The following is a 26,820-nucleotide window of genomic DNA, read 5'->3' on the forward strand; positions in this document are numbered from 1 at the left end:
CATCATCGCAGCACAATAATCATCCCCACCAGCACTTGCGCAATCTGCAGCAGGATCAGCGCCACCAGCAGCGACAAATCCAGACTGCCTACCAGCGGCACCACCTTGCGGATCGGACGCAGCAGCGGCTCGTTCAGGGCCCGTACGAACGGCGCCAGCGGCGCATGCGGGTTGACCCAGCTGAAGATGGCTTCGATGATCAGCAAGGCCATGAAACCGTAGAGTATCCATTGCAGGAAGCGTTGCAGCGACTTGAGCAGCACAACTTCGACGGGAGCGCCGGAAATAAACAGCACCGAGCTGGCCAGCAGCACGATCAGGAAGGCGCCGATCAGGCTGGCCCAGTCATACCCGCCCACGCCCGGTACCACGCGGCGCAGGGGGCGCACCAGCCAGTCGGACAATTGAAACGTGAATTGCGCCACCGACGAGGGCGGCCGCACGCGCACCGCCTGCATCCAGAAGCGCAGCAGTAACACGCCGCCCAGCAAGGTGGCGATGGTATCAACGATCAATGTAAGGATAACGATCAGCACGACTAATTCTCCAAAAAAAAACCGCTGTGTGATTGAGTCACACAGCGGCGTGTTGCCTCATCCAGGCACCCGTATCGTTGGAATTACGATGGGCGGGTGCTGGTTGGGAATGGCCAGGCTGCAGCCGGTGCCAACACGGTTTTTGCTACAGGTGCGATAGGTGCCGATGGCTTGGCGACAGGAGCTGCCTTCTTCGGTGCGGCCTTTTTAGGCGCGGCCTTCTTGGCGGCTGGCTTGGCGGCCACGGCGGCTGGTGCCGCTGGAGCTGCTGCCGGCGCTGCTGCTGGTGCGGCTGCCACGACTGGCGCTGCGGCTGGTTTGGCGGCTGGCTTGGCGGCAGGTTTCGCTGCTGCTTTCGCTGCCGGCTTCGCTGCTACCTTGGCCGCTGGCTTCGCTGCTGGCTTGGCTGCTGGCTTCGCCGCTGCTTTGGCCGCTGGCTTGGCTGCAGGTTTCGCTGCTGCTTTTGCCGCAGGCTTGGCTGCAGGTTTCGCTGCGACCTTGGCCGCTGGCTTGGCTGCAGGCTTGGCTGCAGCTTTTGCTGCTGGCTTCGCTGCTACCTTGGCTGCTGGCTTGGCTGCCGCTTTTGCTGCTGGCTTCGCTGCTGCCTTGGCCGCTGGCTTCGCCGCAGCTTTTGCTGCTGGCTTGGCTGCTGCTTTGGCCGCTGGCTTGGCTGCCGCTTTGGCTGCTGGCTTCGCTGCTGCCTTGGCGACGACTTTTTTCGCTGCTGGCTTGGCTGCCGCTTTGGCGGCCGGTTTCGCTGCTGCCTTGGCTGCAGGTTTCGCTGCGGCTTTTTTCACTGCTGGCTTGGCTGCTGCCTTGGCCGCTGGCTTGGCTGCTGCCTTGGCCGCTGGCTTGGCTGCAGCTTTTGCTGCTGGCTTCGCTGCTGCCTTGGCGACGACTTTTTTCGCTGCTGGCTTGGCTGCTGCCTTGGCGGCCGGTTTCGCTGCCACCTTGGCTGCAGGTTTCGCTGCGGCTTTTTTCACTACTGGTTTGGCTGCTGCCTTGGCGGCCGGTTTTGCTGCGGCTTTTGCTGCTGGCTTGGCGGCCGGTTTGGCTGCGGCTTTTTTCGCGACAGGCTTGGCTGCCGGTTTCGCTGCGGCTTTCGCTGCTGGCTTGGCTGCCGGTTTTGCTGCTGCCTTGGCCGCAGGTTTCGCTGCGGCTTTCGCTACTGGCTTGGCAGCCACTTTTGCTGCAGGCTTGGCTGCGGCTTTGGCAGCCGGTTTTGCTGCTGGTTTCGCTGCGGCTTTGGCAGCTGGTTTAGCGGCAACCGTCTTCGCTGCGGCTGCCGGCTTCTTCGCGGCAGGAGCAGCCTTGGCGGCTGGTTTCTTTACTTCTGATTTCTTAGCGGCTGTTGCCATTTGTCTCTCCTTCATCTGAGATGAGAAATTTAAGCTACAAGATTTAAACCCGTCCGACCCACCACAGGGATAGGCCAGGCGAATTATTCATCGGCACAAACGGTCGTTTGCGCTAATGAATTCGGCACCAGCTGAACTGCTGCAACTCCTCACGTTTGCAGCACTTCAGCCATCGTCGGTGCCACCCTGCTTTATCTCGCAGCTGGTGGCAAAGTCTGAATTCGGTCATTCGTTTTCGATGCCGTGCGTTTTTTCGCTCCTCGCATCGCGCTCGCCACAACACCGATGCGTCAAATAAAAAACCGCCATGCCTGAAAAAATTCGGGCACGGCGGCAGACGAAAACGGTGTGGTTTTGTGCATATCCGTGTAAATCTGTATCCCTGTTTTGCGAGGTTTTTTCGCTACCGCGCTGGTTAAAAAACCCCGCATTCTAACGCTCGCATTTGCAATCTCATAAAGTACACGAAAACCTTGTCAATGCGCAACCGGCACGACACGTTTTCGCCCGCTTTTTTGCACGATACGCGTGCTATCGCACAATCGCGCGGCAAATGCCGCCGCCAGCGTCTCCGGAAATGCTTTTTCGGGTGTGCGATGCGGCCATGCGCGGCATCCGGAAATCCTGGCGCAGGCCTCGTCGCATGCACCGATGATGCGCGCATTTTTGCGCCGCCACGCACGCAAAAAAAAAGCGCCGTCACGATGACGGCGCTTGTTGGCGTAGCCTGAAAAAGGATTACTCCCAGTTCAACGCACCACCCGTTTGATACTCGGTCACGCGGGTCTCGAAGAAGTTGCGTTCCTTCTTCATGTCGATCATTTCGCTCATCCACGGGAATGGATTTTCTTCCTGAGCGAACAGCGGCTCGATGCCGATCTGCTGCGCGCGGCGGTTGGCGATGAAGCGCAAATAGCCCTTGAACATCGGCGCGTTCAGACCCAGCACGCCGCGCGGCATGGTGTCTTCCGCGTACGCGTATTCCAGTTCCACGGCCTTCATGAACAGATCCTTGATCTCTTCGCGGAAGGCGGCCGTCCACAACTGCGGATTTTCCATCTTGATCGTGTTGATCAAGTCGATGCCGAAGTTACAGTGCATCGATTCGTCGCGCAGGATGTACTGGTACTGCTCGGCCGCGCCCATCATCTTGTTCTGGCGGCCCAGCGCCAGGATCTGCGTGAAGCCGACATAGAAGAACAGGCCTTCCATCAGGCAGGCAAACACGATCAGGGATTTCAGCAGCTTCTGGTCGTTTTCCACCGTGCCGGTGACGAAGGCCGGGTCGGTCAGGGTGTTGATGAACGGGATCAGGAATTCATCCTTGTCGCGGATCGACTTGACTTCGTTGTAGGCGTTGAAGATCTCGCCTTCGTCCAGGCCCAGCGATTCGACGATGTACTGGTAGGCGTGCGTGTGGATCGCTTCCTCGAACGCCTGGCGCAGCAGGTACTGGCGGCACTCGGGCGCCGTGATGTGGCGGTAGGTACCCAGCACGATGTTGTTGGCGGCCAGCGAGTCGGCCGTCACGAAGAAGCCCAGGTTGCGCTTGACCAGGCGGCGCTCGTCGTCCGTCAGGCCGTTCGGGTTTTTCCACAGCTCGATATCGCGCTGCATGTTCACTTCCTGCGGCATCCAGTGGTTGGCGCAGCCGGCCAGGTATTTGTCCCACGCCCACTTGTACTTGAACGGCACCAGCTGGTTGACGTCCGTCTTGCCGTTGATGATGCGCTTGTCGTCGGCATTCACGCGGCGCGCCACTTGCTCGGCGTTCGCTTCGGACGGCTCGGCGCCGGCCGGCAGGTTCAAATCGGTATTTCCCAACGGCGCTTGCTGCGCCGGACGCGGCACAGCTGCCGACGTGGTTTCATCATCCCAAGACAACGACATATTCTTCTTCCTTTCCATGCCGGCGAGCCGGCGATCCGCAACAGGCCCGTTGAATCGGACAATACGGACATTGACAACATTGAATCAGCCCAGAAGTTCTGGGCTGACAACTAAAATCTTACTGGCAGGCTTCGCACTCTTCGAAACCGTCATCACCCGGACGCAGGTAGCAGGCTTCGCCATCGGCATCGTCCGCCGCCGCTGCCACTACCGGCGCCACGGCCACTGCTGCTGCCGCCACGACCGCTGCCTGGGCGCTCTGTGCGCTGGCCGACATGCCGCCATCGACTGCCACGGCGTTCAGCGCGCCCGTCTTGGAAGTCGATTTCTCCATGTGAGTGGCGGCGATGGTGCGCAGGTAGTAGGTGGTTTTCAGGCCACGCAGCCATGCCAGCTTGTAGGTCTCGTCCAGTTTCTTGCCCGAAGCGCCAGCCATGTAGATGTTCAGCGACTGGGCCTGGTCGATCCACTTCTGGCGACGCGAAGCCGCTTCCACCAGCCAGCTTGGCGACACTTCAAAGGCGGTGGCGTAGATGTCGCGCAGGTCTTGCGGGATGCGGTCGATCTTCACCAGCGAGCCGTCGAAGTATTTCAGGTCGGAGATCATGACTTCATCCCACAGGTCGCGCGCCTTCAGGTCGCGCACCAGGTAGCCGTTGATCTCGGTGAATTCGCCCGACAGGTTCGATTTCACGTACAGGTTCTGGAACGTCGGCTCGATACAGGCCGAGACGCCGATGATGTTCGAAATCGTCGCCGTCGGGGCAATCGCCACGCAGTTCGAGTTGCGCATGCCGAACTTGGCGATGCGCTCGCGCACCGGCGTCCAGTCCATGGCCGACGAGGAATCGACTTCCAGGTAACCGCCGCGCTCTTCGGCCAGCAATTTGACCGAGTCCTGTGGCAGGATGCCGCGGTCCCACAGCGAACCGGCGTACGATTCATAGCGGCCGCGCTCTTCGGCCAGTTCCGTCGACGCCAGGTAGGCGTAGTAGCAGACGGCTTCCATCGAGGTGTCGGCGAAGCTGACAGCCGCGTCCGAGGCGAACGGCACGCGCATCATGTGCAGGCAGTCCTGGAAGCCCATGATGCCCATGCCGACCGGACGGTGGCGCATGTTCGAGTTGCGCGCCTTGTCGACGGCGTAGTAGTTGATGTCGATGACGTTGTCGAGCATGCGCATGGCGGTGCGGATGGTCTTGGCCAGCTTGACGTGATCGAGCTTGCCTTCCTTCATGTGCGCCGGCATGTTCACGGAACCGAGGTTGCAGACGGCGATTTCGTCAGGGCCCGTGTTCAGCGTGATTTCCGTGCACAGGTTCGAGCTGTGGACGACGCCGACGTGCGACTGCGGGCTGCGGATGTTGCACGGATCCTTGAACGTGATCCATGGGTGGCCCGTTTCAAACAGCATCGACAGCATCTTGCGCCACAGATCCAGCGCCGCGATCTTCTTGAAGACGCGGATTTCGCCGGCGGCGGCCTTGGCTTCGTAGCCCAGGTAAGCCTGCTCAAAAGCCTTGCCGACCTTGTCGTGCAGGTCTGGCGTGTCCGACGGCGAGAACAGCGTCCAATCGCCTTTTTCCATGACGCGCTTCATGAACATGTCGGGAATCCAGTTCGCCGTGTTCATGTCGTGCGTGCGGCGGCGGTCGTCGCCCGTGTTCTTGCGCAGGTCGAGGAATTCCTCGATGTCCATGTGCCAGGTTTCCAGGTAGGCGCAGACGGCGCCCTTGCGCTTGCCGCCCTGGTTGACTGCCACGGCCGTGTCGTTGACCACTTTCAGGAACGGCACCACGCCTTGCGACTTGCCGTTGGTGCCCTTGATGTGGGCGCCCAGGGCGCGCACCGGCGTCCAGTCGTTACCCAGGCCGCCGGCAAACTTGGCCAGCAGCGCGTTGTCCTTGATGGCGTCGTAGATGCCTTCCAGGTCATCGGAGACGGTGCTCAGGTAGCACGACGACAGCTGCGAGCGCAGGGTGCCCGAATTGAACAGGGTCGGGGTCGAACTCATGAAGTCGAACGAGGACAGCAGGCTGTAGAACTCGATGGCGCGCGCTTCGCGGTCCGCCTCGTTCAGCGCCAGGCCCATGGCCACGCGCATGTAGAACGCCTGCGGCATTTCGATGCGCACGTCCTGGATGTGCAGGAAGTAGCGGTCGTACAGGGTTTGCAGGCCGATGTAGCCGAATTGCAAGTCGCGGTCGGCGACGATGGCTTTGGCCAGGCGCTCCAGGTCGAAACTGGCGAGTACCGGGTTCAGCAGCTCGGCGGCGATGCCCTTGGCGATATATTGCGGGAAATACGTCAGATATTCGGCGGCGGCGGCCGCTTGCGGCACTTCCTTGCCGAACACTTCCTTGCGCACCGTGTGCAGCAGGATGCGGGCCGTGACCTGGCTGTAGGCCGGGTCTTTTTCCATCAGCGCGCGCGCCGCCAGGATGGCCGACTTGTGCAGCTCTTCGACGGGCACGCCGTCGTACAGGTTCTTCACCGTTTCAGCCAGGATGGCGTCGGCATCGACGTGCTTTTCCAGGCCTGCGCAGGCGGCGTTGATCAGGTCGCGCACTTCCTGCATGTCCAGCAGGCGGCGCACGCCGTTGTCGGTGACATTTAATTGTGGTGCGGAAACTTGTGCGGACGCGCCTTGCGCTTCCTTCTGCAGGCGGCGCTCTTCCATGTGCTTGGCGCGGTACAGCACGTAGGCACGCGCCACATCGTGCTCGCCCGAACGCATCAGCGACAGTTCCACCTGGTCTTGCACGTCTTCGATATGGAAGGTGCCGCCGCCCGGATGGCGGCGCACCAGCGCGGCGACGACGCCGTCCGTCAGTTGCTCCACCAGTTCGCGGATGCGTGCCGAGGCGGCGCCCTGGCCGCCGTTAACGGCCAAAAACGCCTTGGTCATGGCGATGGCGATCTTCGAAGGCTCAAATGCCACCACCGCGCCGTTGCGGCGGATGATGCGATAGTCGCCCAGTGCCGCGCCCGTGCTCGCCACGCTGTTGGCCGCGCCTGGCGCTGGCGATACTGGCGTTGGATGGATGGAAATATCTTGTGGTGATTGCATTGAAGCTCCCGTTGTCAGCTAAAGTCAGCCTGCAGTTTTGCTGCCGCGTGTGTTGTTGAATAGAACGCCCGATGGTCAGGGTTTCTTCAGGTATTTGTTGCTAAATAGTAAATTTATAATGCATAAAACAGGTCAGTATCCATAGCGCCACACCGTACTGCCCGGCTGGCGCGAAACACGATCAAGGGTGATAAACCGCCAGTTCCAGTGCTTTATCAGCAATCCGGATAGCTTTGACAATAATTCTGAAAACGTCTGTGATGGCACTAGATATAGTCTTTACATCCAACTTCTGCACTAATTGTAGTGCCCATCGAAGGGCGATGCAATAGTTTTCCAGCATCCGCCGGCGTAATTTTTTGTATTTTCATATACGATTTCGGTTGACTTTTCAGGGCATGGATGGAAAGCCCAATCCCCGCGAAGTAAGCGCTAACGCAGGCTGCCCGCGCAGGGTTTCCAGCCAGCACTCTTGATAAAAATGCCAGTCAAAAAACGGCCCCGGATCCGTCTTCCGTCCCGGTGCGATATGCTCGTGGCCGCGCACATGGGACAGCCCGTGGCGCGCCACCAGCGCCGCCGTCAGCGCCGCCAGCACATGGTATTGCCGCCGCTGGAAAGGCACATCGTCCGCGCCCTCCATTTCGATACCGATGGAATAGCCATTGCACTGCGGGCGTCCTTCGAACACGGACGCGCCCGCATGCCAGGCACGTTGATCAGTAGAAACATATTGCAACAACGCACCATCGCGCCGCACAAAAAAGTGCGCCGACACCTGCAAGCCACGCAGGTCGGCGAAGGAAGGATCGGCATTATAATCTACCCGGCCCGTAAACAAGTCCGACACATGCGGCCCGCCAAAGCGGCCACCCGGCAAGCTGATGTTATGAATCACCAGCAAGTCGACTTGCGCACCGTCCGGGCGCGCATCGCAGTACGGCGAGTCATAGCGCAGCGCGCCGTCGCACCAGCCATCTTCATCTATCGTCCATCCGCTCATCAAGTAATGCTTCCTGTATCGTCAATTTCTGCATGCGGTAACGCAACTGGCGCACGCTCAGGCCCAGCTGACGCGCCGCCCGCGCGCGGTGATAACGCGCCTGGACCAGCGCCTGCATGATCATGTCGCGCTCGGCCTGACGCAAATACACGTCCAGCGGCAGGGCCGGGCTCACGCCATATGCCGCCATGCCGGGTAGGCACAGTTGCCGCTCCGGCAAGTCCGGCAATGCCGGCGCCGCCCGCAACGGCATGCTGTCCGGCGCGGATGGCAAGGCCAGCCCGTCGAGCGCGATCACGCCGCCGTCGGCAAAGGCCAGTGCCCGCTCCAGCACGTTTTCCAGTTCGCGCACATTGCCGGGAAACGCGTACGCGGCCAGGGCCGCCAGCACGGGCGGCGCCAGGCTCACGGCCCGGCGTGGCGACAGGCGCGCCAGGATCACCTCACATAATACCTGCAGATCGCCGCGCCGTTCGCGCAGCGGCGGCAGCGCCAGTTCGATCACATTGAGGCGGTAAAACAGATCCTGGCGAAAGGTGCAGGCGGCCACGCCGCTCGCCAGGCCATGCTGGCTGGCGCACAGGATGCGCACGTCGACGGCTTCGTCAGCACTGCCGCCCAGCTTGCGCACGCGGCGCTCCTGCAGCACGCGCAACAGTTTCACCTGCATGGCCAGCGGAAGGTCGTCGACTTCGTCGAGCAGCAGGCTGCCGCCATGGGCCGCCTGGAACAAGCCCTGGCGCTCGTGCAGCGCGCCCGTGTAGGCGCCCGGGCGGCAGCCGAAGAATTCCGCTTCCATCAGCGCTTCGGGTATGGCGCCGCAGTTGACGGCGATAAACGGGAAGCCGGCGCGCGCGCCCTGCGCATGGATGGCGCGCGCCGCCAGTTCCTTGCCCGTGCCTGATTCGCCGCGGATGGCCACCGGCGCGCCGCAGCGGGCGATGCGGCTTATCTGCGCGCGCAGCGCCTGCATGGGCAAGGAATTACCGCTCAGTTGCGGCGCCGGCTCCATGCCGGTGGTGGTCACGGTCTGCTGGCTGGTGCGGGGACTGGACATGGGAGCGCGCCTTTCTGCAATGGCGGTGGCGAACCGCCTGCTGCAGATGCTACGCCGGACGAATGCCGGAGGTCGTTACGATACGGATGAGCAACGCGCGCGAAGCTGCGCGCTTGCCCTTACACGGTGGCGTGCGCGTGGCTGCAGTAATCGTGACCCTTGGCCTGCACGTTTTCCGAGGCCGGATAGTAGACGCCGCAATGGGCGCAGCACAGCATCAGCTCGGCATCGGGCAATTCCTGCGGCCGGCCCGGCGGCGCAAACGGATTCGGCGGCTGCTGCGCGCGGGCGCGCTGCTGCATGCCCCGGATCTTGCTGCGGATAGCAAACAGCACCAGGAACACCAGCGCCAGCCAGAATAAAACACGTGTCATGCGAATCCTCGGTGTAAAACCACTTCCAGTACAAAACGGCTGCCGACATAGGCCAGCAGCAAGGTGGCGAAACCGGCCAGGGTGAAGCTCAGGGCCGTCTTGCCGCGCCAGCCGCGAAAGCGGCGCCCCGCCAGCAGGGCGGCAAACAATAGCCACGACAGCATGGTAAACACGGATTTGTGATCCCAGTTGAGCGCCTTGCCAAATAATTGCTCGGAGAACACGATGCCCGACAGCACGGTCAAGCTGAGCAAAATAAACCCGAGGCCAATCATGCGGAACAGCAGCTTTTCCATCGTCAGCAAGGCTGGCAGCTGGTCCAGCGCGCTGCCGATGAAGCCGCGGCTTTCGCTGCGCGTATGCAGCCGCGATTCCTGCAGCGCCATCAGCACGGCGTGAAAGGCGGCGATCGTCAAGGTGCTGTAGGCGAGCACGGCCACGGCAATATGCCAGCCGAAGACGGCCGACTTGCCTTCCATGCTGACCTGGCTGCCGGGAAAGGCCCAGGCCAGGCCAATGGCGAGGACGGCGCTGGGCATGACCATGCGGCGCAGTCCGTCCAGGCTGAAATTGCGGTTCTCTATCCAGTAGGCGCCCACCGAGACCCATAGCGCGGCCGACAGCATGGCGGAAAAACCGAAGCGCAAGGTGCCCGGCGCCATCAGGTCGAACCACAGGGTGGCGGCGTGCGCCAGCCAGGCGACGCCGGTCAGGCCGGCAATGAGCCGGGCACGGGACGAGGGAAGCACCGCGCACGCCGCGTACAACAGGGCGGCGATGAAAAAGAAATAGATCTGCATAGTTTAAGTTTACACCATAGCCGGCAAGCGCGATTCAAGCGACAGTATGGGCTGTAGGCAATTGGCGCCAGCCGATACCGCAAGCCTGCCATGATATCGTGCCTCGGGCGCGACGGGGTGGCGCACCCTCAAGATTTCGGCAATCTTTCCTTCCATGTACGGTCGCCGCGTCGCGGCCACGTTGCCATCCTGATTAGCCAGTCCTATAATTATGTCCACAGAGCAATAATCATCGACCTTTCGCCACCTGCCCCCACCGCCATGTTTTCTTTCAAAAAAATTTCCTGGACCTGCCTGCTGCTGGCCGCCTGCACTGTATTAAGCGGCTGCATGAAAGATGCGCCGTCCCAGTCCACCTACGAAGAGTATTTCCGTACCTCGATCCAAAGCTATGACCTGTACAAGGAGTACTTCGACATCGCGAAGCTGGAAAAGCTGAACGGCTGGAAAGAGAACGAACAATATGAAATCAAGGGCTCGGCCGTGCTGCGCGCCAAGGTGGGCTACCTGGAATTGCTGGCCGACGTGGCCGACAAGCTCGAAGCGCAGGCCAAGACGGACGGCTCCGTGGGCATGACCATGGGTTTGGGCCTGATGGCGCGCGGCATGGGCGGCGAAAACAAGGTGTTCCGCGAATTCTGGACGCAGCAGCAGGAAAAAAAGGCGATTCCCGCGCCGCTGCTGGCGCGCCAGGCGGCGATGACGGCCGAGCGTTTCGAGAACCTGCTGCAATGGTCGGACCAGCTCGTGCAAGACAATTACGGCGCCATCATCAGCCGCCAGTTGAAGAAAGGCGATGAACTGACGCGCATCTACACCTTGAGCTTCCGGCACACGGAAAAAGGCTGGATGGGTTTTAACGCCCGCTAAGGCCACGCCTCCACAAAAAAAACCTCCGCGCCATCGCTGGCACGGAGGTTTTTTACATGGTTGCCTGATTTACTTCACGTTCAGGCTCTTTTTCGCCTGCTCCAGCAAGTCCGTCTTGACCCAGTCCTTGGCCACGGGCGGCTTCGTCATGCGGCCCACGCCCGTTTTCACCATCACGTCCGTGGTGACCTGGATATGCTCGGGCGAGATGTCATACGAATACGGCGAATTGCTGATCGCGTCGTCGAAGTCATCCTTCGTGATCTGACCGCGGAACACGACTTCGCGCACATACTTTTCCGCCGTCGCCTTGTTGTCGATAAAGGTTTTCGTCGCTTCGACGAAGCAGCGCATGAATTTTTCCGCCACAGGACGGCGTTCCTTGTAGAACTTTTCCGTCATCACCATGGTCCGCACAGGCTCGCCGATCGGCGTGTCGTACGGTTTGATGACTTCGGTGCCAAAACCCTTGTTGATCGCCTGCGACGATTGCGGTTCCGACTGCATCATGGCGTCGAGATTCTTGCCCATCAGCGCCTGGTTCAAGTCGGCGTAGGCGAGGAACACCAGCTGCACGTCCTTGCCCTTGGTTTCCGAATACGTCAGACCCGCCTGCGACAGCTCGGCCAGCAGCAGCACTTCCTGGATGCCGCCGCGCGTCACGCCCACGCGCTTGCCCTTGAGTTCCTTGACGCTGGCGATCTTTTGCCCGGCGCCCGCCACCAGGCGCGCGCCGCCCTTGGCAAAACCGGCCACCACATAGATCGGCGCGCCGCCGGCGCGGCCGGAAATGGCCGCTTCGGACGCCGTCGCGCCCACGTCCAGCTCGCCCGCGATAATCGCCTGCATCACGTCGAGGCCCTTGGCGAAGACATGCTCTTCGACCTTGATGCCGCACTTGGGCGCGATTTCCTTGATGTACGACACGGCGCCGTAATGGGCGAATTTCAAATTCCCCAGGCGCACGACTTCCTGCGCCTGTGCCTGCACGGCGCCCATGCCGAACGCCAGCATGAGGGCGGCGGCAATACCGGTCTTCAAGGTTGATTTTTTCTGCATCGGGTTCTCCTGTGGTGGTTGGTATGTGCCCGCAAGGGCATAAAACACGAAACACTGCTCTTATTATGGGGAGATAGTACCGTGTGTTGAGTCAGGAGCAATCTTTTTTATGGAAAGCCTGCCTTGGCGCTGTTGCAGCAGCGCAAAGACAGGCGAATCCGGGAGCAGCAAGCCCGGCTTCATGAAGCGTTACTGTCCCGCCAGCGCCACCACCGGATCGAGTCCCGACGCCTTGCGCGCCGGCATGAAGCCGAACACCAGCCCCGTCACTACGGCGCAGGCAAATGCGCCGGCGATGGCGCTGAGCGAAAAGATCACGGGCACGTCCCAGACCAGCAGCAGGCCGGCCACCGTCACGCCGACCACGATGCCGGCCACGCCGCCCACCACCGACACCAGCACGGCTTCGGTGAGGAACTGGCGCAGGATATCGCGCCGGCGCGCGCCCGTCGCCATGCGGATGCCGATTTCGCGCGTGCGCTCGCGCACCGTCATCAGCATCACGTTCATGACGCCGATGCCGCCCACCACCAGCGAGACGGCGGCGATCAGGCTGAGCATCATGGTCATGTTGTCCTGCGTCTTGGCTTCGGCGGCGATCGACGCGGCCGCATTGCTGATGCCGTAGTCGCGGATGCGGTGGCGCTCGAACATGGTGGCGTCGACCGCCGCCTCCACCTCCGTCACGCGCTTGACGTCGTCCACGGCCATCACCGTGTACGTCGGCTCGCGCTGGCCGAAGACGCGGATGCCGGCCGTGGAAAACGGCAGCAGCAGCACGTCGTCTTCATCCTTCTCGCCCGTCAGCGCGCCTTTCGCGCTCATCACGCCGATCACCTGGAACGGCACGTTGCCGATCAGGATGCTCTGCCCCACGGGGTTGGGCACGTCGGGCATCAGCTTTTCGGCCAGGTGCGCGCCCAGCACGGCCACGGTGGCCATCTCGCGCTCGTCTTCCTCGGTAAAGAAACCGCCCTTGGCCACGGGCCAGGTCTGGATCTGCGGCAGGGCCGGCCCCGTGCCGCGCACATAGGTCTGCACGTCGAGGTTACCGTGGCGTATCACCTTGTTGCCCGTGACATTCGGCAGCACGTGGGAAATGCCCGGCACGTCCTTGAGCGCATCGAGGTCGGCCAGGGTGATGCTGCGCCCGGGGATGCGCGAGCTTTCGCCGCGCGACGCCATGTACAGCAGGTTCGAGCCGAAGGCGCCCAGTTGCGCCATCACTTGCTGGCGCGTGCCCAGGCCGATGGCCAGCATGACGATCACGGAAGCGACGCCGATGACGATGCCCAGCAAGGTCAAGCCCGTGCGGAAACGGTTGATCCACAGCACGCGCCAGGCGGCGCGCGCCGCGTCGAGCAATTCCGTGCCCAGCGACGCGCCCGTGTCATGGGCGGCGCGCGACATGTCCAGCGGCGGCAGGGCCGTCGATGTGGCGGGAATGGCGATGGCGCCCGAGTCCGCGATGATTTCGCCGTCGCTGATCTCGATCACGCGGCGCGCCTGGGCCGCCACCTTGCGGTCATGCGTGATGAGGATGATGGTATGGCCCGCGTCGGCCAGTTCGCCCAAGAGGGCCATGACTTCGGCACCGCTGCTGCTATCTAACGCCCCCGTCGGTTCATCGGCGAGGATGATGCGCCCGCCATTCATCAGGGCACGCGCGATCGACACGCGCTGCTGCTGCCCGCCCGACAATTGATTCGGCCGGTGGTCGAGCCGCTCGCCCAGGCCCAGGCGCTTGAGCAGCGCTTCCGAGCGGGCGTGGCGGGCCGCGGCCGGCATGCCCGCGTACAGGGCCGGCACTTCCACGTTTTCGCGCGCCGATTCGGTGGCGATCAGGTGATACCCCTGGAAGACGAAACCGAACGCTTCGCGCCGCAGCCACGCCAGTTCATCGGGATTCAGGCTGGCCACGTCCTGGCCGGCGAAGCGGTAAGTGCCGTCGCTGGGCCTGTCCAGGCACCCAAGCAAGTGCATCAGGGTCGATTTGCCGGAACCGGACGCACCGACGATGGCGACGAATTCGCCGGCGCCAATCGACAAGGTCAGACCGCGCAGCACTTCCACGGCCGGCGCGCCATCGTGGCCGCCGTAGCGCTTGCGGATGCCTTGCAATTCAATCAACGGCGCCGCTTGGTCCGGCTGTCCCGCTTGTCCCAGCGACGCGGCCTCACTCATGGCACTCATAGCTGGAACCTGCTGCTGCCGCTGCCGGCCGGCTGTTCGCCCGTGACCAGCAATTCGCCTTCGCGCAAGCCTTGCAGCACTTCCGCGCTGAGGCGGTTGCGCACGCCCACGGTGACGGCGCGCGTATCGACCTTGCCGTCCGCATCCATCACGCGGGCCGTGAACTGCCCCGGCTTGGCGCCTTCTTCCGTCGATGGTTTCAGGGCCGGCAAGGGCACGGCCAGCACATTGTTCGCCGCGGCCGTGACAAACACCACTTGCGCCGTCATCTGCGGCATCAATTCGCCATCGGCGTTATCGACGTCGAACAGCACGGTATACAAGATCACCTTGCTGGTCGACGGCGCCAGGGCCGTGCCGGCGGCGGCACCACCGGGCACCGGCGGCGCGGGCAGCACTTGCCGCACCTTGCCGCTCCAGCGCCGCTGATCGCCGCCCAGGGTGGTGAAGTAGACGGGCATGTCCGGGCGCACGCGGCGCACGTCCGCTTCCGACACTTCCGTCCATACCGTCATGGCCGACAAATCGGCGATACGCAGAATGTTCGGCGTCTGGTAGGTGGCGTTCAGGGTTTGCCCCTCTTTCGCGTCCAGGCCCACGACCTTGCCGGCCATGGGCGCGTAGATGCGCGTATAGCCGAGGCGCGCCTCGTCCGCCTTCAGGCTGGCCTGCGTCTGGTCGATCTGCGCCTTCAGGTGGTCGATCTTGGCGCCGGCCGAGGCCAGGGTGGCTTCGGCCGTCTCCAGGTCGGCCAGCGGCGTCGAATCGAACTTGGCCATCTGCTTCTGGCGCACGTGCTGCTGGCCCGCCAGGCGATGCTGCGCCTGCTGGTCGGCCAGCTGCGCGCGCAAGCCCGCCAGCGCGGCACGGCCCGCGTCGACCGTGGCTTGCTGCACGCTGGGGTCGATCTCTGCCAGCAACTGGCCTTTTTCCACGGCGCTGCCGGGCTGCACGTGCAGGCGCGTGATCTGGCCCGACACCTGCGCACCCACGTCGACATAGGTTTGCGGCTGCAGGGTGCCGATGGCCGTGACGCTGGCCTCGATATTGCCGCGCTTGACGGGCGCCGTGTCGAACACGGTTTTCGGACCGCGCGTTGCCCATAGAAAGCCGGCGCCGAACAGCGCCAGCAAGACCACGCCGCCGAGGATGCGGGCGCGGCGCGAAGGCAGGCGGGCCGCCATCAGGAAGCCGCCTTGCGGTTACAAGTACAGTAAAACGGTGTCGCCAAACGTGAAAAATACATCGGTCTATCCTTGAAAATAGCGGTGGACATCACCGCAGGAACGTCACAAGACCTGCCAGCGCGGCGACGGCTGCCAGCAGGGAACTACGCAACAGCAATCGGGGCGCATACGGCAGCAGCAGGGCCACCAGCAGCGCGCCGGCCGAAATGAAACCCAGCCAGGCGACGACGCCGACGGTGGCGCTCCAGCCGGCCACGCAAGGCCAGATGGCCAGCGCCAGCAGGACGGCACCCGCCAGCTGCAGCGCGCGCCGCACGTTCGGCGCCGCGTCCCTGCCCCAGACCTGGCCATGGTGGCGGTCCATCGCCAGGGAGAGGCTGGCCATGCCCGCATACGACAGGCCTAGCGCGCACAGGATGGTGTTAATCATGACTGTCCTTCCGTAGTGACGTGCAGGCTGACCGAGGGCGTAGCGCTTTCCTTGGCAGCAGCCTTTTTCACCGGTTTTTCCTTGCGCTGGTGGACTTTCCACGCGCCCCAGGCGGCCAGCAGGCCGAAGGCCATGCTGCCCAGCTCCACGCCGGCGCTTTCCCAGTCGCCGCGCGCGATTTGCGCCGCCAGGTTGTCGCCCGTGCTCAGGACATTGAGCACCGGCAGCAGCAGGCACAGGGCGGCCAGCAAGCCCAGTTGCTCGATCCACGCGCGCTTTTCCGCGCGCACGCAGGCGTGCACGAGCATCAAAAACCACACGCCGAAGAAGGCGCGCACTTCCCAGCCGGCGCGGTGCTCGAGGCCGACGGGGATCAAACGGTTCGCCCACAGGAAGCCCACGCAGGCGATGGACAGGCCGGCAATCGCCGCCACGTTCAGGCATTCGATGGCGCGGTAGACGCGCTGCGTGTAAGCGCCGAACTCGCCGCCCGACTTCTGGCGGCGCTTGACCATGAACATGATCGCGCCCGTGCCCATCATGGCCGTGCCGGCCAGGCCGCAGAAAAAGTACAGCCAGCGCATGGGCGTGCCGCCAAAACCCACCATGTGCAGATTCGACATGACGGAGCGCGTCAGGCCCGCGCCGCCCGTGTCGGACGCGCCGGGCAGACGCAAGGCGGTCTGCTCGCCCGTGGCCAGCGCATAGCAAGCCCTGCCCGTGTTGGCGCTGATGCGTTCCATCGTGTCCGTCTCTTCATTCCAGCCGTACATGCACACGCGCATGGAGGCGTCGTTCGGATTGTCCAGCACCACGGCGCGGATTTCCTGGCCGATGGACTGTTCGGCGCGCAGCGCGAACGCTTCCAGCGCGGGAATGGCCAGCGGCTGGCCCGTCTTCACGGGTTTGCCCGCGTCGTTCCAGTCGCTCAAAAAGGCTTTCTTGGGGTTGTCCATGCCGTATTGCGCGGCCACGGGGGCCGGCACATAGTCATCGCTGAAAAATGCCAGGCCCGTGTAGGCGATCATGAACTGGAACGGCAAGGTCAGCACGGCCACGGCGTTGTGCGCGTCGAGCCACGAGCGCTGGCCCTTGGCCGGGCGGAAGGTGAAGAAATCCTTGAAGATGCGCTTGTGCGTGATGACGCCGCTCACCAGCGCCACCAGCATGATCATGGTGGTGATGCCGACGATCCAGACGCCGATGCGCCCCGCGTGCAGCTCGTAGTGGAAATCGACGAAATGGTGGCCGCCGATGGTTTCCCGTTCCGTTGCCTCGCGCGCATGTTCGATGACGGCGCCCGTCAGCGGATCGAGCTCCGCCGAGCCATAGCCGCCGCTGGGCTGGAACCAGTAGGCGGACAGGCCGTGGCCGGGACGCTGCACGGGCCAGATTTCCCACATGTCCGCCTTCGGATGTTCCTTCGCCATGAAGTCGAGCGCCAGCTCCAGGCGGTGGCCACGGTCCGTGACCTTCGGCAACGGCGGATCGTTCGCATGCGCCGCTTCTTCCAACGCGTGTTCGGGCGTCATCCAGTGGCCGATCGGGTCGTCGAAGACGGCCAGGGTGCCGGTCAGGAAGATGGCGAACAGCAGCCAGGAAATCCACAGGCCGCTCCACGTATGCAGCCAGGCCATGGCCTGGCGCAGGCCGCCCTGCTGCTGCGTTTTCACCACTTTGTCTATCTTGACGGCGTTCATGCGGCACCCCGCGACAGCAGCAGGCCGATGCCGCCGCACAGGATCGCTGGCAACAGCATGCCCAGCCAGGCGCGGCGCAGGTCTTGCACGGCAAAGACCCAGATCACGGCGCAGGTGTAGACGACAAAGGCGCTCAGGGTCGCCGTCAGCACGGCTTCGGCGCGCGACAGCGGCAGCACGGCCGCCAGCAGCACGGCCACGCCGGACGTGAGCGCATAGCCGCCAAAGACGGCGGCAAGCACGCGCGAAAACAACATCATGTTGGCCGACTTCATCATCGCGGCACTCCCCGTGGCATACGCCGGCTCACGCCATTACTGGCGTGGGCCAGATTCAACTGCACATCCATAAGCCATGCATCCTTCATCAAGATAGGTCATTCAAAAGTGATTGTTTACAGTTTGTAGTTCAATGTCAGCATCACGTTGCGCGGCGCCCCTGCCAGGTTGCCGAAGACATCGGAATAGATGCTCTGGTAATAGTGCTTGTCCAGCGCATTGTTGACGTTCAGGCGCAGCTCGGCGCGGCTGTCGATCTGCCAGGCCGCGTTCAGGCCCACGATCGCATAGCGGCCCTGGCGCAGATGGTAGGTGCCGTCGCTCGACTCGGTCGCGCCCTGCCCGTACACCGACGCGCCGACGCGCCAGCCCTGTGCAGCGCCGGACAGGCGGTAGCTGGTGGCCAGCTTGAGCTGCTGGCGCGGATAGCGGCTGTTGAAATCCTTGCCGATATTGGCCGGATCGCTGTCGCGCGTGAATTGCGCCTTCACATACGTAAAACCGGCCGACAGCTGCCAGTCCGGCGTCAGCGCGCCCGCCACGTCCAGCTCCACGCCTTCGCTGCGCACTTCGCCCGACGCGCGCTGGCAATAGCCCCAGGTGCTGCCGGGGCAGGGATTCGGGCCGGCCAGGTCGTCCACGCCGCGGTTCTGCTGGCGGATCTGGAACACGGCCGCGCTGGCATTGAGGGCGCCGCCGAAGTATTCGCCTTTCACGCCCGCTTCATAGTTGGTGCCGCTGATCGGTTTCAGGGGCCGCGCATTGGCATCGGTGGACGCCTGCGGCTGGAAGATCTCGGTCCAGCTGGCGTACACGGAATGCTGCTTGTCGAGGTCATATACGACACCGGCGTACGGCGTGAATTCGCGCGCCACCGAGTAGCCGGCATCGTCCTTGTACCAGCTCACGCGCCCGCCCAGCACCAGCGACAGCGGCTCGGTCAGGCGCAGGCGCGTGCCCGCATACACGCCGCTTTGCTCGGTAATGCTGGCCGTGCGCCACTGCGCGTAATTGATGACGGGGCGCGCCACGCTGCCCGCGTCCCAGTGGAACGGGTCGAGCACGGGCGCAGCCGCGCCCCAGCTGTACGGCGCCCAGCCGCCATAGCTGTTTTTCGACGAACGGCGGTGGCTGGCGCCGACCGTCAGCTCGTGCTCGCGGCCGAACAGGCTGTAGCTGCCGCTGGCATAGGCGTCATAGCTGGTGTTGGCCAGTTCGGCGCGGTAGCTTTGCGAATTGAAACGCAGGGTGTCGCCGCGGCGGTTGATGCCGGAAAAGGTCGTGTCGATCTCGGGCGTCTTGCGCGTGGCCGCCAGCTTGGCCTTCCAGCCGTTGGCGAAGCGGTGTTCCAGTTCGGCGAAGATGGTTTTATCGGTCTGGCGCCAGCCGTCGAAATCGCTGCCCAGGTAGGTGGAACGGGGCAAATGCAAAAAGCGGCCGTCGGCGGCCGTCACCACGCCCGTTGTCACGCCGTCGTTATCGGTCTTGCGGTAGTGGGCGCCCACGGTCAACGTGGTATCGGGACGCAGATCGGCCTCGATGATGCCGTACAGCTGGTGATTGCGTCCATGCAGCACGTCGACAAAATCCTTCTTGTCCTGCACCGTGACGACCATGCGCCCGCGCAGGGTCTTCGCTGCGTTGAGCGCGTTGGCCGCATCGGCTTCCAGGCGGTAGTTGCTCCAGCTGCCGATGCTGGCCGAGAACGACGCTTGCGGCGTGGCCGTCGGGCGCTTGCGCACCATGTTGATGGCCGCGCTGGGCGTGCCGCTGCCCGTGGTCAGGCCCGTAGCGCCGCGCACCACTTCGATGCGGTCGTAGATGGCCAGGTCGTCATTGTCGCCATTGAAAGTGCCGTTCGCGCCGAGGCTGGTGGGCAAGCCGTCGAGCAGGATGTTATCGACTGGAAAGCCACGTGCGCTGAAACTGCCCGAATCGCCCGTAAAGTTGCCCTTTTGCATGACCAGCCCCGTGATCGACTGCACGGCGTCGTCCAGGGTCGTGATGCCCAGGTCGTCGATCTGCTGGCGCGTCAGCACGCTGACCGACTGCGGCGTTTCGCGCAGCGACAGGTTCAGCTTGGTTGCCGTATTGCTCACGCCCGTCGTATAGGAGCCGCTGCCTTCCGTCGTCGCATCGCGCCCCGCCGTGACGGACACGCCAAGCATGGTTTGCTCAGGGACGGGAACGGCAGGCGAGGCCTGCTGCGCCAGCGCCGGCAAGCTGGCGGCCAGGCACAGGGCCGCGGCGGCTTGCGCCAGCGGACGCAATGCGCAGTGAGGTGATGGCAAATTGACAAAATTGAAAGCGTACGACATAAAAGTTCCTGATAGTGGCGTCATCAGACGGTAGAAAACAGGCGCCCTACTCTGTAGGTGCCGCGAAAACGAAAAACGGGCAGCCGGATGGCTAAATATTTCTGCGCAGCGTGCTACGGCGCCGGTTCGACGCTGACCCAATAGCGCGTGCGGCTGCGTACCTGCACCGGCAGCGAGTTGGGCAGCATGTTCAAAATGCGCTCGGTGTCGGCCAGCGGGAACACGCCCGACAGGCGCAGTTGGGCCACTGCCGGCGCGCAATCGATCACGCCGGGGCGGTAGCGGGCCAGGTCGGCCAGGAAATCGCCCAGGGTCACGTCGTCGACGATCAGCTGCCCGCGCGACCAGGCATCCGCATACGCAGCGATGGCGTGCGGCGCGTCCGGCGCGTGGCGGCAAAAGGCCACGCCGCGCCCGGCCGCCAGCAGCATTGGCGCGCCAGCACCGTCGCGGGGACGGATTTCAACGGCGCTTTCAAACACGTCCACCGTGCTGTAGCCATCCTGCTGGCGCACGGCAAAGCGCGTGCCCAGCGCGCGCACCAGGCCTTCGCGCGTGACCACCACCAAAGGCGCGGCGCTGCCGGCACCGTGGCCGCTTGCCACGAGGACCTCGCCGGCCAGCAGCTCGATCAGGCGGCGGCTGGCGTCGAAACGCACGTTGACGGCCGATCCCGTATTCAGATTGAGCACGCTGCCATCGTCCAGCGCCACCTCGCGCCGCTCGCCCGTGGCCGTGCGGTAGTCGGCACGCAGGGCGCGCACGCCGTCCCAGGCGCCCGTCTGCGCGGCCAGCATGCCGCCGCCGGCCGTCACGCCCAGCCACGCCAGCACCTGGCGCCGCTTGCCGTTGACGGCCTTGCGCTGCGTGCCGGCCAGCGCCTGCGCGGCCGCGCCGCGGTGCAAGCCGTTGAAGCGCCGCGATACCGCTTCGATATGCCGCCAGGCCCGTTCATGTTCCGGGTCGGCTGCGCGCCAGCGCTGCCAGGCGGCGTGCTGCGCTTCGCTGGCCTCGCTCGACATCAGCACGGTCAGCCACTCGGCCGCCTGCTGCTGCACGTCCTCGCGGATGGCTGGCGGTGCCGCCGGTTCTGCCGCCGTGCTCATGCCGGCAGCGAGAAAAACACCTGGCGGTTGGCACGCGTCAGGTATTGCTTGACCGAGCTGGCCGACACGTTCAGGCGCGCGGCGATCTCGGCATAGCTGAGGCCTTCGAGCTGCGCCAGCAAGAACGCCGTGCGCACGGGCGCGGGCAAGCCGCCGAGGGCCGTGTCGATTTCCTGCAAGGCTTCCAGCGCCAGCAGCCGCGCTTCGGGCGCGGGCGCTACCTCGGGCGGCAGACAGGCGAGCGCCTCCAGATACGCGTCTTCCAGCACTTGGCGGCGGTAGCGGTGCGCCACCAGGCGGCGCGCGACGGTGGCGAGAAAAGGCCGCGCTTCGCGGATCTGCGGCGCGGAAGCGGCCGTCAGCACGCTGATGAAGGTGTCTTGCGCCAGATCCGCCGCGTCGCCCGCATTGCCCAGCTTATGCCGCAGCCAGCCCTGCAGCCAGCCATGATGGCTGCTGTAGAGCGCGTGCAGGTCTTGTTGCTGGGCAAAATCGGCGGCCGACATGGCATCCCTTTCCGCTCAGGCGTGCGCTGCCCGAGAATGTAAATAAGAATTATTCGCATTCTAACCGCGCAATGCCTTTGATGCAATCGCGGCATTGACAGAAATACCAACTAATTCAAAAGCCGGCCAACCGCCAGGCGCTGCAGCGCAGGACCGCCAGCCAACCGCGATAAGGTAAAATGACGGCCATCGTCCGGCTTTCGCCGCCCACTCCCAAGCTTTTCATTGCAGGTTCATCATGCTAGATAATCTCACCCAACGGCTTGCCAAAGTCGTCAAGACCATGCGCGGCGAGGCGCGCCTGACCGAAGCGAACACCGCCGACATGCTGCGCGAAGTGCGCCTGGCGCTGCTCGAAGCCGACGTCGCCCTGCCCGCCGTGCGCGAATTCATCGCCAAAGTCAAAGAAAAAGCCATGGGCGAGGATGTCATTTCCTCGCTGACGCCAGGCCAGGCCCTCGTTGGCGTGGTGCAGCGCGAGCTGGCCGCCCTGATGGGCGCCGACCTGGGACCGGAAGCGTCGCAGATCAGCTTTGCGCAACAGCCGCCCGCCATCATCCTGATGGCCGGTCTGCAGGGTGTGGGTAAAACCACCACCGTCGGCAAGCTGGCGAAGTACCTGAAGGAAGAAAAGAAGAAGAAAGTGCTGACCGTCTCGGCCGACGTGTACCGCCCTGCCGCGATCGCCCAGCTGCAATCGGTCACCGCCCAGGTCGGCGCCGACTTCTTCCCGTCCACCAGCACGGACAAGCCGGTCGATATCGCCCTGGCCGCGCTGGACTGGGCGAAAAAGCACTACCACGACGTACTGATCATCGATACGGCGGGCCGTCTCGGTATCGACGAAGAGATGATGCGCGAAATCGCCGCCGTCCACGCCGCCGTGAAACCGATCGAAACCCTGTTCGTCGTCGACGCCATGCTGGGCCAGGACGCCATCAACACGGCCAAGGCCTTCAACGATGCGCTGCCGCTGACCGGTATCGTGCTGACCAAGCTCGACGGCGATGCGCGCGGCGGTGCCGCCCTGTCCGTGCGCCACATCACGGGCAAACCGATCAAGTTTGCCGGTGTCTCGGAAAAACTCGACGGCCTGGAAGCGTTCGACCCGACCCGCATGGCCAACCGCATCCTCGGCATGGGCGACATCCTCGCCCTGGTGGAAGAGGCGCGCAAGGGCGTCGACAGCAAGGCGGCGGCCGACCTGGCGCAAAAGATCAAGGTCGGCGGCAAGTTCGACATGAACGACTTCAAGGCGCAACTGGGCCAGATGAAGAAAATGGGCGGCATGGCCAACCTGATGGACAAGCTGCCGGCCCAGTTCCAGCAGGCGGCAGGCGGCAAGAACATGGATCAGGCCGATAAACAGGTGCGCCGCATGTGCGGCATCATCGATTCGATGACGCCGCAGGAACGCGCCAAGCCTGAACTGATCAAGGCCACGCGCAAGCGCCGCATCGCCGCCGGCGCCGGCGTGCAGGTGCAGGAAGTGAACCGCATGCTGACGCAATTCGAGCAGATGCAGACGATGATGAAGAAATTGTCGGGCGGCGGCATGATGAAGATGATGCGTAGCATGAAGGGCATGATGCCTGGGATGAGGTAAGGCGTCACGATCCCCGCTCGCGGGGAGCGTGACGGCATTCATTAGGCCGTGTATCCAAACTCGACAGATCAAAAAACACCGTTCTAAATAATGCCGGAATGCATTTTCATGTGTTCGGCATCACTCTTCCCTCCCTTCGCAGCGCCCCTCCCCGCATAGCCAGCAACCATGCCATTTACGGGTAAAAACGCCGTTCTGCGCTCCCAAGCGGTGCGCCCGGGCGACAGGCACGGCATTTCCCTGCTTTTTCCTCGTGAAAACGTGAAAAACACTTGCATACAAGGTAAATCCACACCAATATTAGCCGTGCGATTAATTGCGCAATTTCCCATGTGTTTGTTAAGGAGGCTCGAAGATGGCAACAGCCAAAAAAACCCCAGTAGCAGCGCCAGCCAAAGCAGCAGCAGCCAAGCCTGCAGCCGCCAAGAAAGCAGCACCCGCAGCCAAGGCAGCAGCTAAACCAGCAGCGGCGAAGAAAGCGGCAGCACCGGCAACACCACGCAAGCCAAACGCAGCATTCATGAAAGCAATGACGCCATCGAAAGAGCTGGCCGCCGTTGTTGGCGCAGCACCACTGCCGCGCACGGAAGTGACCAAAAAGGTATGGGATTACATCAAAAAACTCGATCTGCAAGATCCGGCGAACCGCCGCATGATCAATGCGGACGACAAGCTGAAAGCCGTTTTCGGCGGCAAAGCCCAAGTCTCCATGTTTGAAATGACGAAACTGATCTCCGATCATTTGAAATAATCAGATACGCACAGGGCGTCCGCGCCGTGTGAGTGCCCCGCCGCATTACTGCGAGCGGGGCATTTTTTTTGCTGCGGGCGTCAACTATGTTGTCGGATTACGGTCTTTCAGACCTAATCCGACCTACGTCCGCCCCATTCACCCGGGGTCAGACCCTCAACACCGTTAACACAGAGCTCTGCGCCAACGCTGCCGGGGGTCTGACCCCAGCCTTCATTTAAATTCCCACTGCCTCCACGCGGCGCGCACGGCATTCGGGTACTCGGCCCTGCCCCGGCTGCCGTTGTAGCGCCCCAGCGCCAGGTATAAATCGCCCTTTTCCATATCCAGGTACATGCGCAGGATCGCGCAGCCGTAGCGCAGATTCGTCTGCATGTGGAACAGCTTGCTGCGGTCATGGTCGCCGATGACGCCCGTCCAGAACGGCATCACCTGCATGTAGCCGCGGGCGCCGGCCAGCGAGACGGCGTATTTGCGGTAGGCCGACTCGACCTGGATCAGACCCAGCACCAGGGCCGGCTCCAGGCCCGCGCGGCGCGACTCGTACCAGACGGTTTCCAGGAATTCCGTGCGCAGCTGGGCGTCCGGCAGCTTGCGCTGCAGGCGTTGCGACATCTGCGCCAGCCATTGCTGGTAGCGCTGCAAGTCGGCGGGCGTGGCAAATTTGGGCTGCGGGGGGCGTTCGTCGCGGATCGCGTGCGACAGGGCCAGGCGGACGGAGTCGGCCAGCGCCTCCTCTTTCTGGTTGCCGGCCTGCGCAAAGGAAACGCAGGCCAGGCCAGCGGCCAGCGCGAGCGCGCCAGCCGTTTTACTTAGCGATAAGCGCTTCACTGCGCCATTTTGCCCTGGATGAAGGCGACGATCTCGTCCGGCGCAACGCCGGTCGCTTCCGCGTCGCGGCGGCCCTGGTATTCCAGCTTGCCTTCTTTCAGGCCGCGCTCGCCGATGACGATGCGGTGCGGCACGCCAATCAGTTCCCAGTCAGCGAACATGGCGCCAGGGCGCAAGCCGCGGTCGTCGACGATGACGTCCACGCCAGCGCCTTGCAGGGCCGCGTACAGCTTCTCCGTCTCTTCCTTGACCAGTTCGCTGCGGTCCATGCCCATCGGGCACAGCACGACCTCGAACGGTGCGATCGACGCGGGCCAGATGATGCCCTTGTCGTCGAAGTTCTGTTCGATGGCGGCGCCCAGGATGCGCGTCACGCCGATGCCGTAGCAACCCATCTGCAGCGGCGCAGGCTTGCCGTTTTCATCGAGGAAGGTGGCTTTCATGCTTTCCGAGTACGCCGTACCCAGCTGGAACACGTGGCCCACTTCGATGCCGCGCTCGATGGCCAGTGCGCCCTGGCCGTCCGGCGACGCATCGCCGGCGACGACATTGCGCAAGTCGGCCACGATGGCAGGCTCGGCCACGTCACGGCCCCAGTTGGCGCCCGTGTAGTGGAAACCGGCCTCATTCGCGCCGCAGACGAAGTCGCTCATGTGAGCGACCGTGCGGTCCGCCACCACGGTGACGGGTGCCTTCGTGCCGATCGGGCCCAGGTAGCCAGGGATGGTGCCGTAGACTTCCAGGATTTCCGCTTCCGTCGAGAAACGGTGACCGGCCAGGCCGGCAACCTTGCCCACCTTGATCTCGTTCAGTTCATGGTCGCCGCGCAGCAGCAGCATGAAATGCTGTTTCGTGACTTTGTCGTCCTTGCCCGTCGTTTCCACCGTCAGGGCGATGGTTTTCACGGTGCGCGACAGCTCGATGCCCAGCAAGGCGGCCACGGTTTCGCACTTGACGGTGTCCGGCGTGGCCGTTTTCGTCAGCGCCTGGGTGGCGGCCGGGCGCTCGCCCGCTGGCGGCAGCGCTTCGGCCGCTTCCATGTTGGCGGCGTAGTCGGACGTCGGGCAGTACACAAGCGCGTCTTCACCCGTGTGGGCGATGACGTGGAATTCATGCGAACCGGAGCCGCCGATGGCGCCGTTGTCGGCCGCCACGGCGCGGAATTTCAGGCCGAAACGCGTGAAGATGCGCGTGTAGGCGTCGAACATGACTTTATACGACGCCTGCATGCCAGCCAGGTCGCGGTCGAACGAATACGCGTCCTTCATGGTGAATTCGCGGCCGCGCATCAGGCCGAAACGTGGGCGGCGCTCGTCGCGGAACTTGGTCTGGATGTGATAAAAGTTCAACGGCAACTGGCGGTAGGACTTGATTTCCGTGCGCACGACGTCGGTGATGACTTCTTCCGACGTGGGCTGGATCGCGTATTCGCGGCCGTGGCGGTCTTTCACGCGCATCAGTTCGTCGCCCATCTTGGTCCAGCGGCCCGTCTCCTGCCACAGTTCGGCCGGCTGCACGAGCGGCATCAGCAGTTCGATGCCGGCGGCTTTGTTCATCTCGTCACGGATGATGGCTTCCACCTTGCGGATCACGCGCAAGCCCATCGGCATGTAGGTATAGATGCCGGAACCGAGGCGTTTGATCATGCCTGCACGCATCATCAATTGGTGGCTGACGATTTCCGCGTCAGAAGGTGCATCTTTAAGTGTGGAAATAAAAAAACGGGAGGCGCGCATAACGGTGAATTCTTTTTAAAAAGAGAGGGTTATAATCAACCTAATTTTAAAGGATTAGCTGGCTGATGCGTCCATACTTTACACAAATGCGCTCAATTGGTGCGATTCCGGCGCTTTTCGCACCCCGAAAAGGTCACCGGCTTGCGAAGTTGTGGGTAATT

At 63.2% G+C, this 26,820-nt stretch carries 22 protein-coding genes; 4 read left to right on the forward strand and 18 right to left on the reverse strand.

Features of this window, described 5'->3' with window-relative positions:
• Positions 1–2 precede the first annotated feature (2 nt).
• Positions 3–536: a YggT family protein gene (locus D9M09_RS22835; RefSeq protein ID WP_227742044.1), complete on the reverse strand. Its 534-nt coding sequence runs from the start codon at positions 534–536 to the stop codon at positions 3–5.
• Between the two features lie 253 nt (positions 537–789).
• Here D9M09_RS22835 and D9M09_RS29225 point away from each other — a divergent pair, with 253 nt between their 5' ends.
• Entirely contained in the window at positions 790–1,797 is a 1,008-nt protein-coding gene (locus tag D9M09_RS29225) for a hypothetical protein (protein WP_162995776.1), read from the forward strand.
• 835 nt (positions 1,798–2,632) lie between these two features.
• Here D9M09_RS29225 and D9M09_RS22845 read toward each other — a convergent pair.
• From D9M09_RS22845 to D9M09_RS22870, 6 genes are all read right to left on the reverse strand, one after another.
• On the reverse strand, positions 2,633–3,784 hold the full coding sequence (locus tag D9M09_RS22845) for a ribonucleotide-diphosphate reductase subunit beta (protein ID WP_070218582.1): 1,152 nt from the start codon (positions 3,782–3,784) through the stop codon (positions 2,633–2,635).
• 118 nt (positions 3,785–3,902) lie between these two features.
• A complete protein-coding gene (locus D9M09_RS22850; protein ID WP_070218583.1) occupies positions 3,903–6,854 on the reverse strand; it encodes a ribonucleoside-diphosphate reductase subunit alpha in 2,952 nt (983 codons plus the stop codon).
• Positions 6,855–7,245: 391 nt separating this feature from the next.
• Positions 7,246–7,857, reverse strand: coding sequence for a 1,6-anhydro-N-acetylmuramyl-L-alanine amidase AmpD (ampD, locus tag D9M09_RS22855; RefSeq protein WP_070310136.1), 612 nt, complete (start codon positions 7,855–7,857; stop codon positions 7,246–7,248).
• Positions 7,835–8,914: a sigma 54-interacting transcriptional regulator gene (locus tag D9M09_RS22860; RefSeq protein WP_121670453.1), complete on the reverse strand. Its 1,080-nt coding sequence runs from the start codon at positions 8,912–8,914 to the stop codon at positions 7,835–7,837. Before D9M09_RS22860 ends, ampD begins: the two co-directional genes overlap by 23 nt.
• A gap of 119 nt (positions 8,915–9,033) precedes the next feature.
• Positions 9,034–9,288: a PP0621 family protein gene (locus D9M09_RS22865; protein WP_070218586.1), complete on the reverse strand. Its 255-nt coding sequence runs from the start codon at positions 9,286–9,288 to the stop codon at positions 9,034–9,036.
• Entirely contained in the window at positions 9,285–10,088 is an 804-nt protein-coding gene (locus tag D9M09_RS22870; RefSeq protein ID WP_121670454.1) for a cytochrome C assembly family protein, read from the reverse strand. Before D9M09_RS22870 ends, D9M09_RS22865 begins: the two co-directional genes overlap by 4 nt.
• Before the next feature lie 261 nt (positions 10,089–10,349).
• Here D9M09_RS22870 and D9M09_RS22875 point away from each other — a divergent pair, with 261 nt between their 5' ends.
• Positions 10,350–10,958, forward strand: a complete 609-nt coding sequence (locus tag D9M09_RS22875) for a hypothetical protein (RefSeq protein ID WP_121670455.1) — start codon at positions 10,350–10,352, stop codon at positions 10,956–10,958.
• A gap of 69 nt (positions 10,959–11,027) precedes the next feature.
• Here the strand turns inward: D9M09_RS22875 and D9M09_RS22880 are convergent, their stop codons facing one another.
• The 9 genes from D9M09_RS22880 to D9M09_RS22920 form a co-directional block, all read right to left on the reverse strand.
• A complete protein-coding gene (locus D9M09_RS22880) occupies positions 11,028–12,017 on the reverse strand; it encodes an ABC transporter substrate-binding protein (protein ID WP_430886676.1) in 990 nt (329 codons plus the stop codon).
• 189 nt (positions 12,018–12,206) lie between these two features.
• On the reverse strand, positions 12,207–14,201 hold the full coding sequence (locus D9M09_RS22885; RefSeq protein WP_070218589.1) for a MacB family efflux pump subunit: 1,995 nt from the start codon (positions 14,199–14,201) through the stop codon (positions 12,207–12,209).
• Between the two features lie 5 nt (positions 14,202–14,206).
• On the reverse strand, positions 14,207–15,394 hold the full coding sequence (locus tag D9M09_RS22890; RefSeq protein WP_070218590.1) for an efflux RND transporter periplasmic adaptor subunit: 1,188 nt from the start codon (positions 15,392–15,394) through the stop codon (positions 14,207–14,209).
• A 91-nt stretch (positions 15,395–15,485) separates the two neighbouring features.
• Positions 15,486–15,827, reverse strand: a complete 342-nt coding sequence (locus D9M09_RS22895) for a DUF3325 domain-containing protein (RefSeq protein ID WP_070218591.1) — start codon at positions 15,825–15,827, stop codon at positions 15,486–15,488.
• The gene (locus D9M09_RS22900) at positions 15,824–17,527 is read right to left on the reverse strand and encodes a PepSY-associated TM helix domain-containing protein (protein ID WP_205602290.1); all 1,704 of its coding nucleotides are present in this window, start codon (positions 17,525–17,527) and stop codon (positions 15,824–15,826) included. The genes D9M09_RS22895 and D9M09_RS22900 overlap by 4 nt, the downstream gene beginning before the upstream one ends.
• Positions 17,524–17,805 carry a hypothetical protein gene (locus tag D9M09_RS22905; RefSeq protein WP_083287002.1) on the reverse strand — a complete coding sequence of 94 codons (282 nt, stop codon included), beginning with the start codon at positions 17,803–17,805 and terminating at the stop codon, positions 17,524–17,526. The genes D9M09_RS22900 and D9M09_RS22905 overlap by 4 nt, the downstream gene beginning before the upstream one ends.
• 116 nt (positions 17,806–17,921) lie before the next feature.
• The gene (locus D9M09_RS22910; protein WP_205602291.1) at positions 17,922–20,123 is read right to left on the reverse strand and encodes a TonB-dependent siderophore receptor; all 2,202 of its coding nucleotides are present in this window, start codon (positions 20,121–20,123) and stop codon (positions 17,922–17,924) included.
• Positions 20,124–20,236: 113 nt separating this feature from the next.
• The gene (locus D9M09_RS22915) at positions 20,237–21,229 is read right to left on the reverse strand and encodes a FecR domain-containing protein (protein WP_162995777.1); all 993 of its coding nucleotides are present in this window, start codon (positions 21,227–21,229) and stop codon (positions 20,237–20,239) included.
• The gene (locus D9M09_RS22920) at positions 21,226–21,735 is read right to left on the reverse strand and encodes a sigma-70 family RNA polymerase sigma factor (protein ID WP_121670457.1); all 510 of its coding nucleotides are present in this window, start codon (positions 21,733–21,735) and stop codon (positions 21,226–21,228) included. Before D9M09_RS22920 ends, D9M09_RS22915 begins: the two co-directional genes overlap by 4 nt.
• 238 nt (positions 21,736–21,973) lie before the next feature.
• On the opposite strand from D9M09_RS22920, the gene ffh reads away from it, so the two are divergent.
• Both ffh and D9M09_RS22930 read left to right on the forward strand, forming a co-directional pair.
• On the forward strand, positions 21,974–23,341 hold the full coding sequence (gene ffh / locus D9M09_RS22925; protein ID WP_121670458.1) for a signal recognition particle protein: 1,368 nt from the start codon (positions 21,974–21,976) through the stop codon (positions 23,339–23,341).
• Positions 23,342–23,696: 355 nt separating this feature from the next.
• Entirely contained in the window at positions 23,697–24,092 is a 396-nt protein-coding gene (locus D9M09_RS22930; RefSeq protein WP_071653383.1) for an SWIB/MDM2 domain-containing protein, read from the forward strand.
• Between the two features lie 213 nt (positions 24,093–24,305).
• On the opposite strand, the gene D9M09_RS22935 is transcribed toward D9M09_RS22930, so the two are convergent.
• On the reverse strand, positions 24,306–24,923 hold the full coding sequence (locus tag D9M09_RS22935; RefSeq protein ID WP_121670459.1) for a lytic transglycosylase domain-containing protein: 618 nt from the start codon (positions 24,921–24,923) through the stop codon (positions 24,306–24,308).
• A complete protein-coding gene (locus D9M09_RS22940; RefSeq protein WP_121670460.1) occupies positions 24,920–26,659 on the reverse strand; it encodes a proline--tRNA ligase in 1,740 nt (579 codons plus the stop codon). The genes D9M09_RS22935 and D9M09_RS22940 overlap by 4 nt, the downstream gene beginning before the upstream one ends.
• Positions 26,660–26,820: the final 161 nt, after the last annotated feature.

Origin of the sequence: Janthinobacterium agaricidamnosum (assembly GCF_003667705.1) — a bacterium.
GTDB lineage: Bacteria > Pseudomonadota > Gammaproteobacteria > Burkholderiales > Burkholderiaceae_D > Janthinobacterium.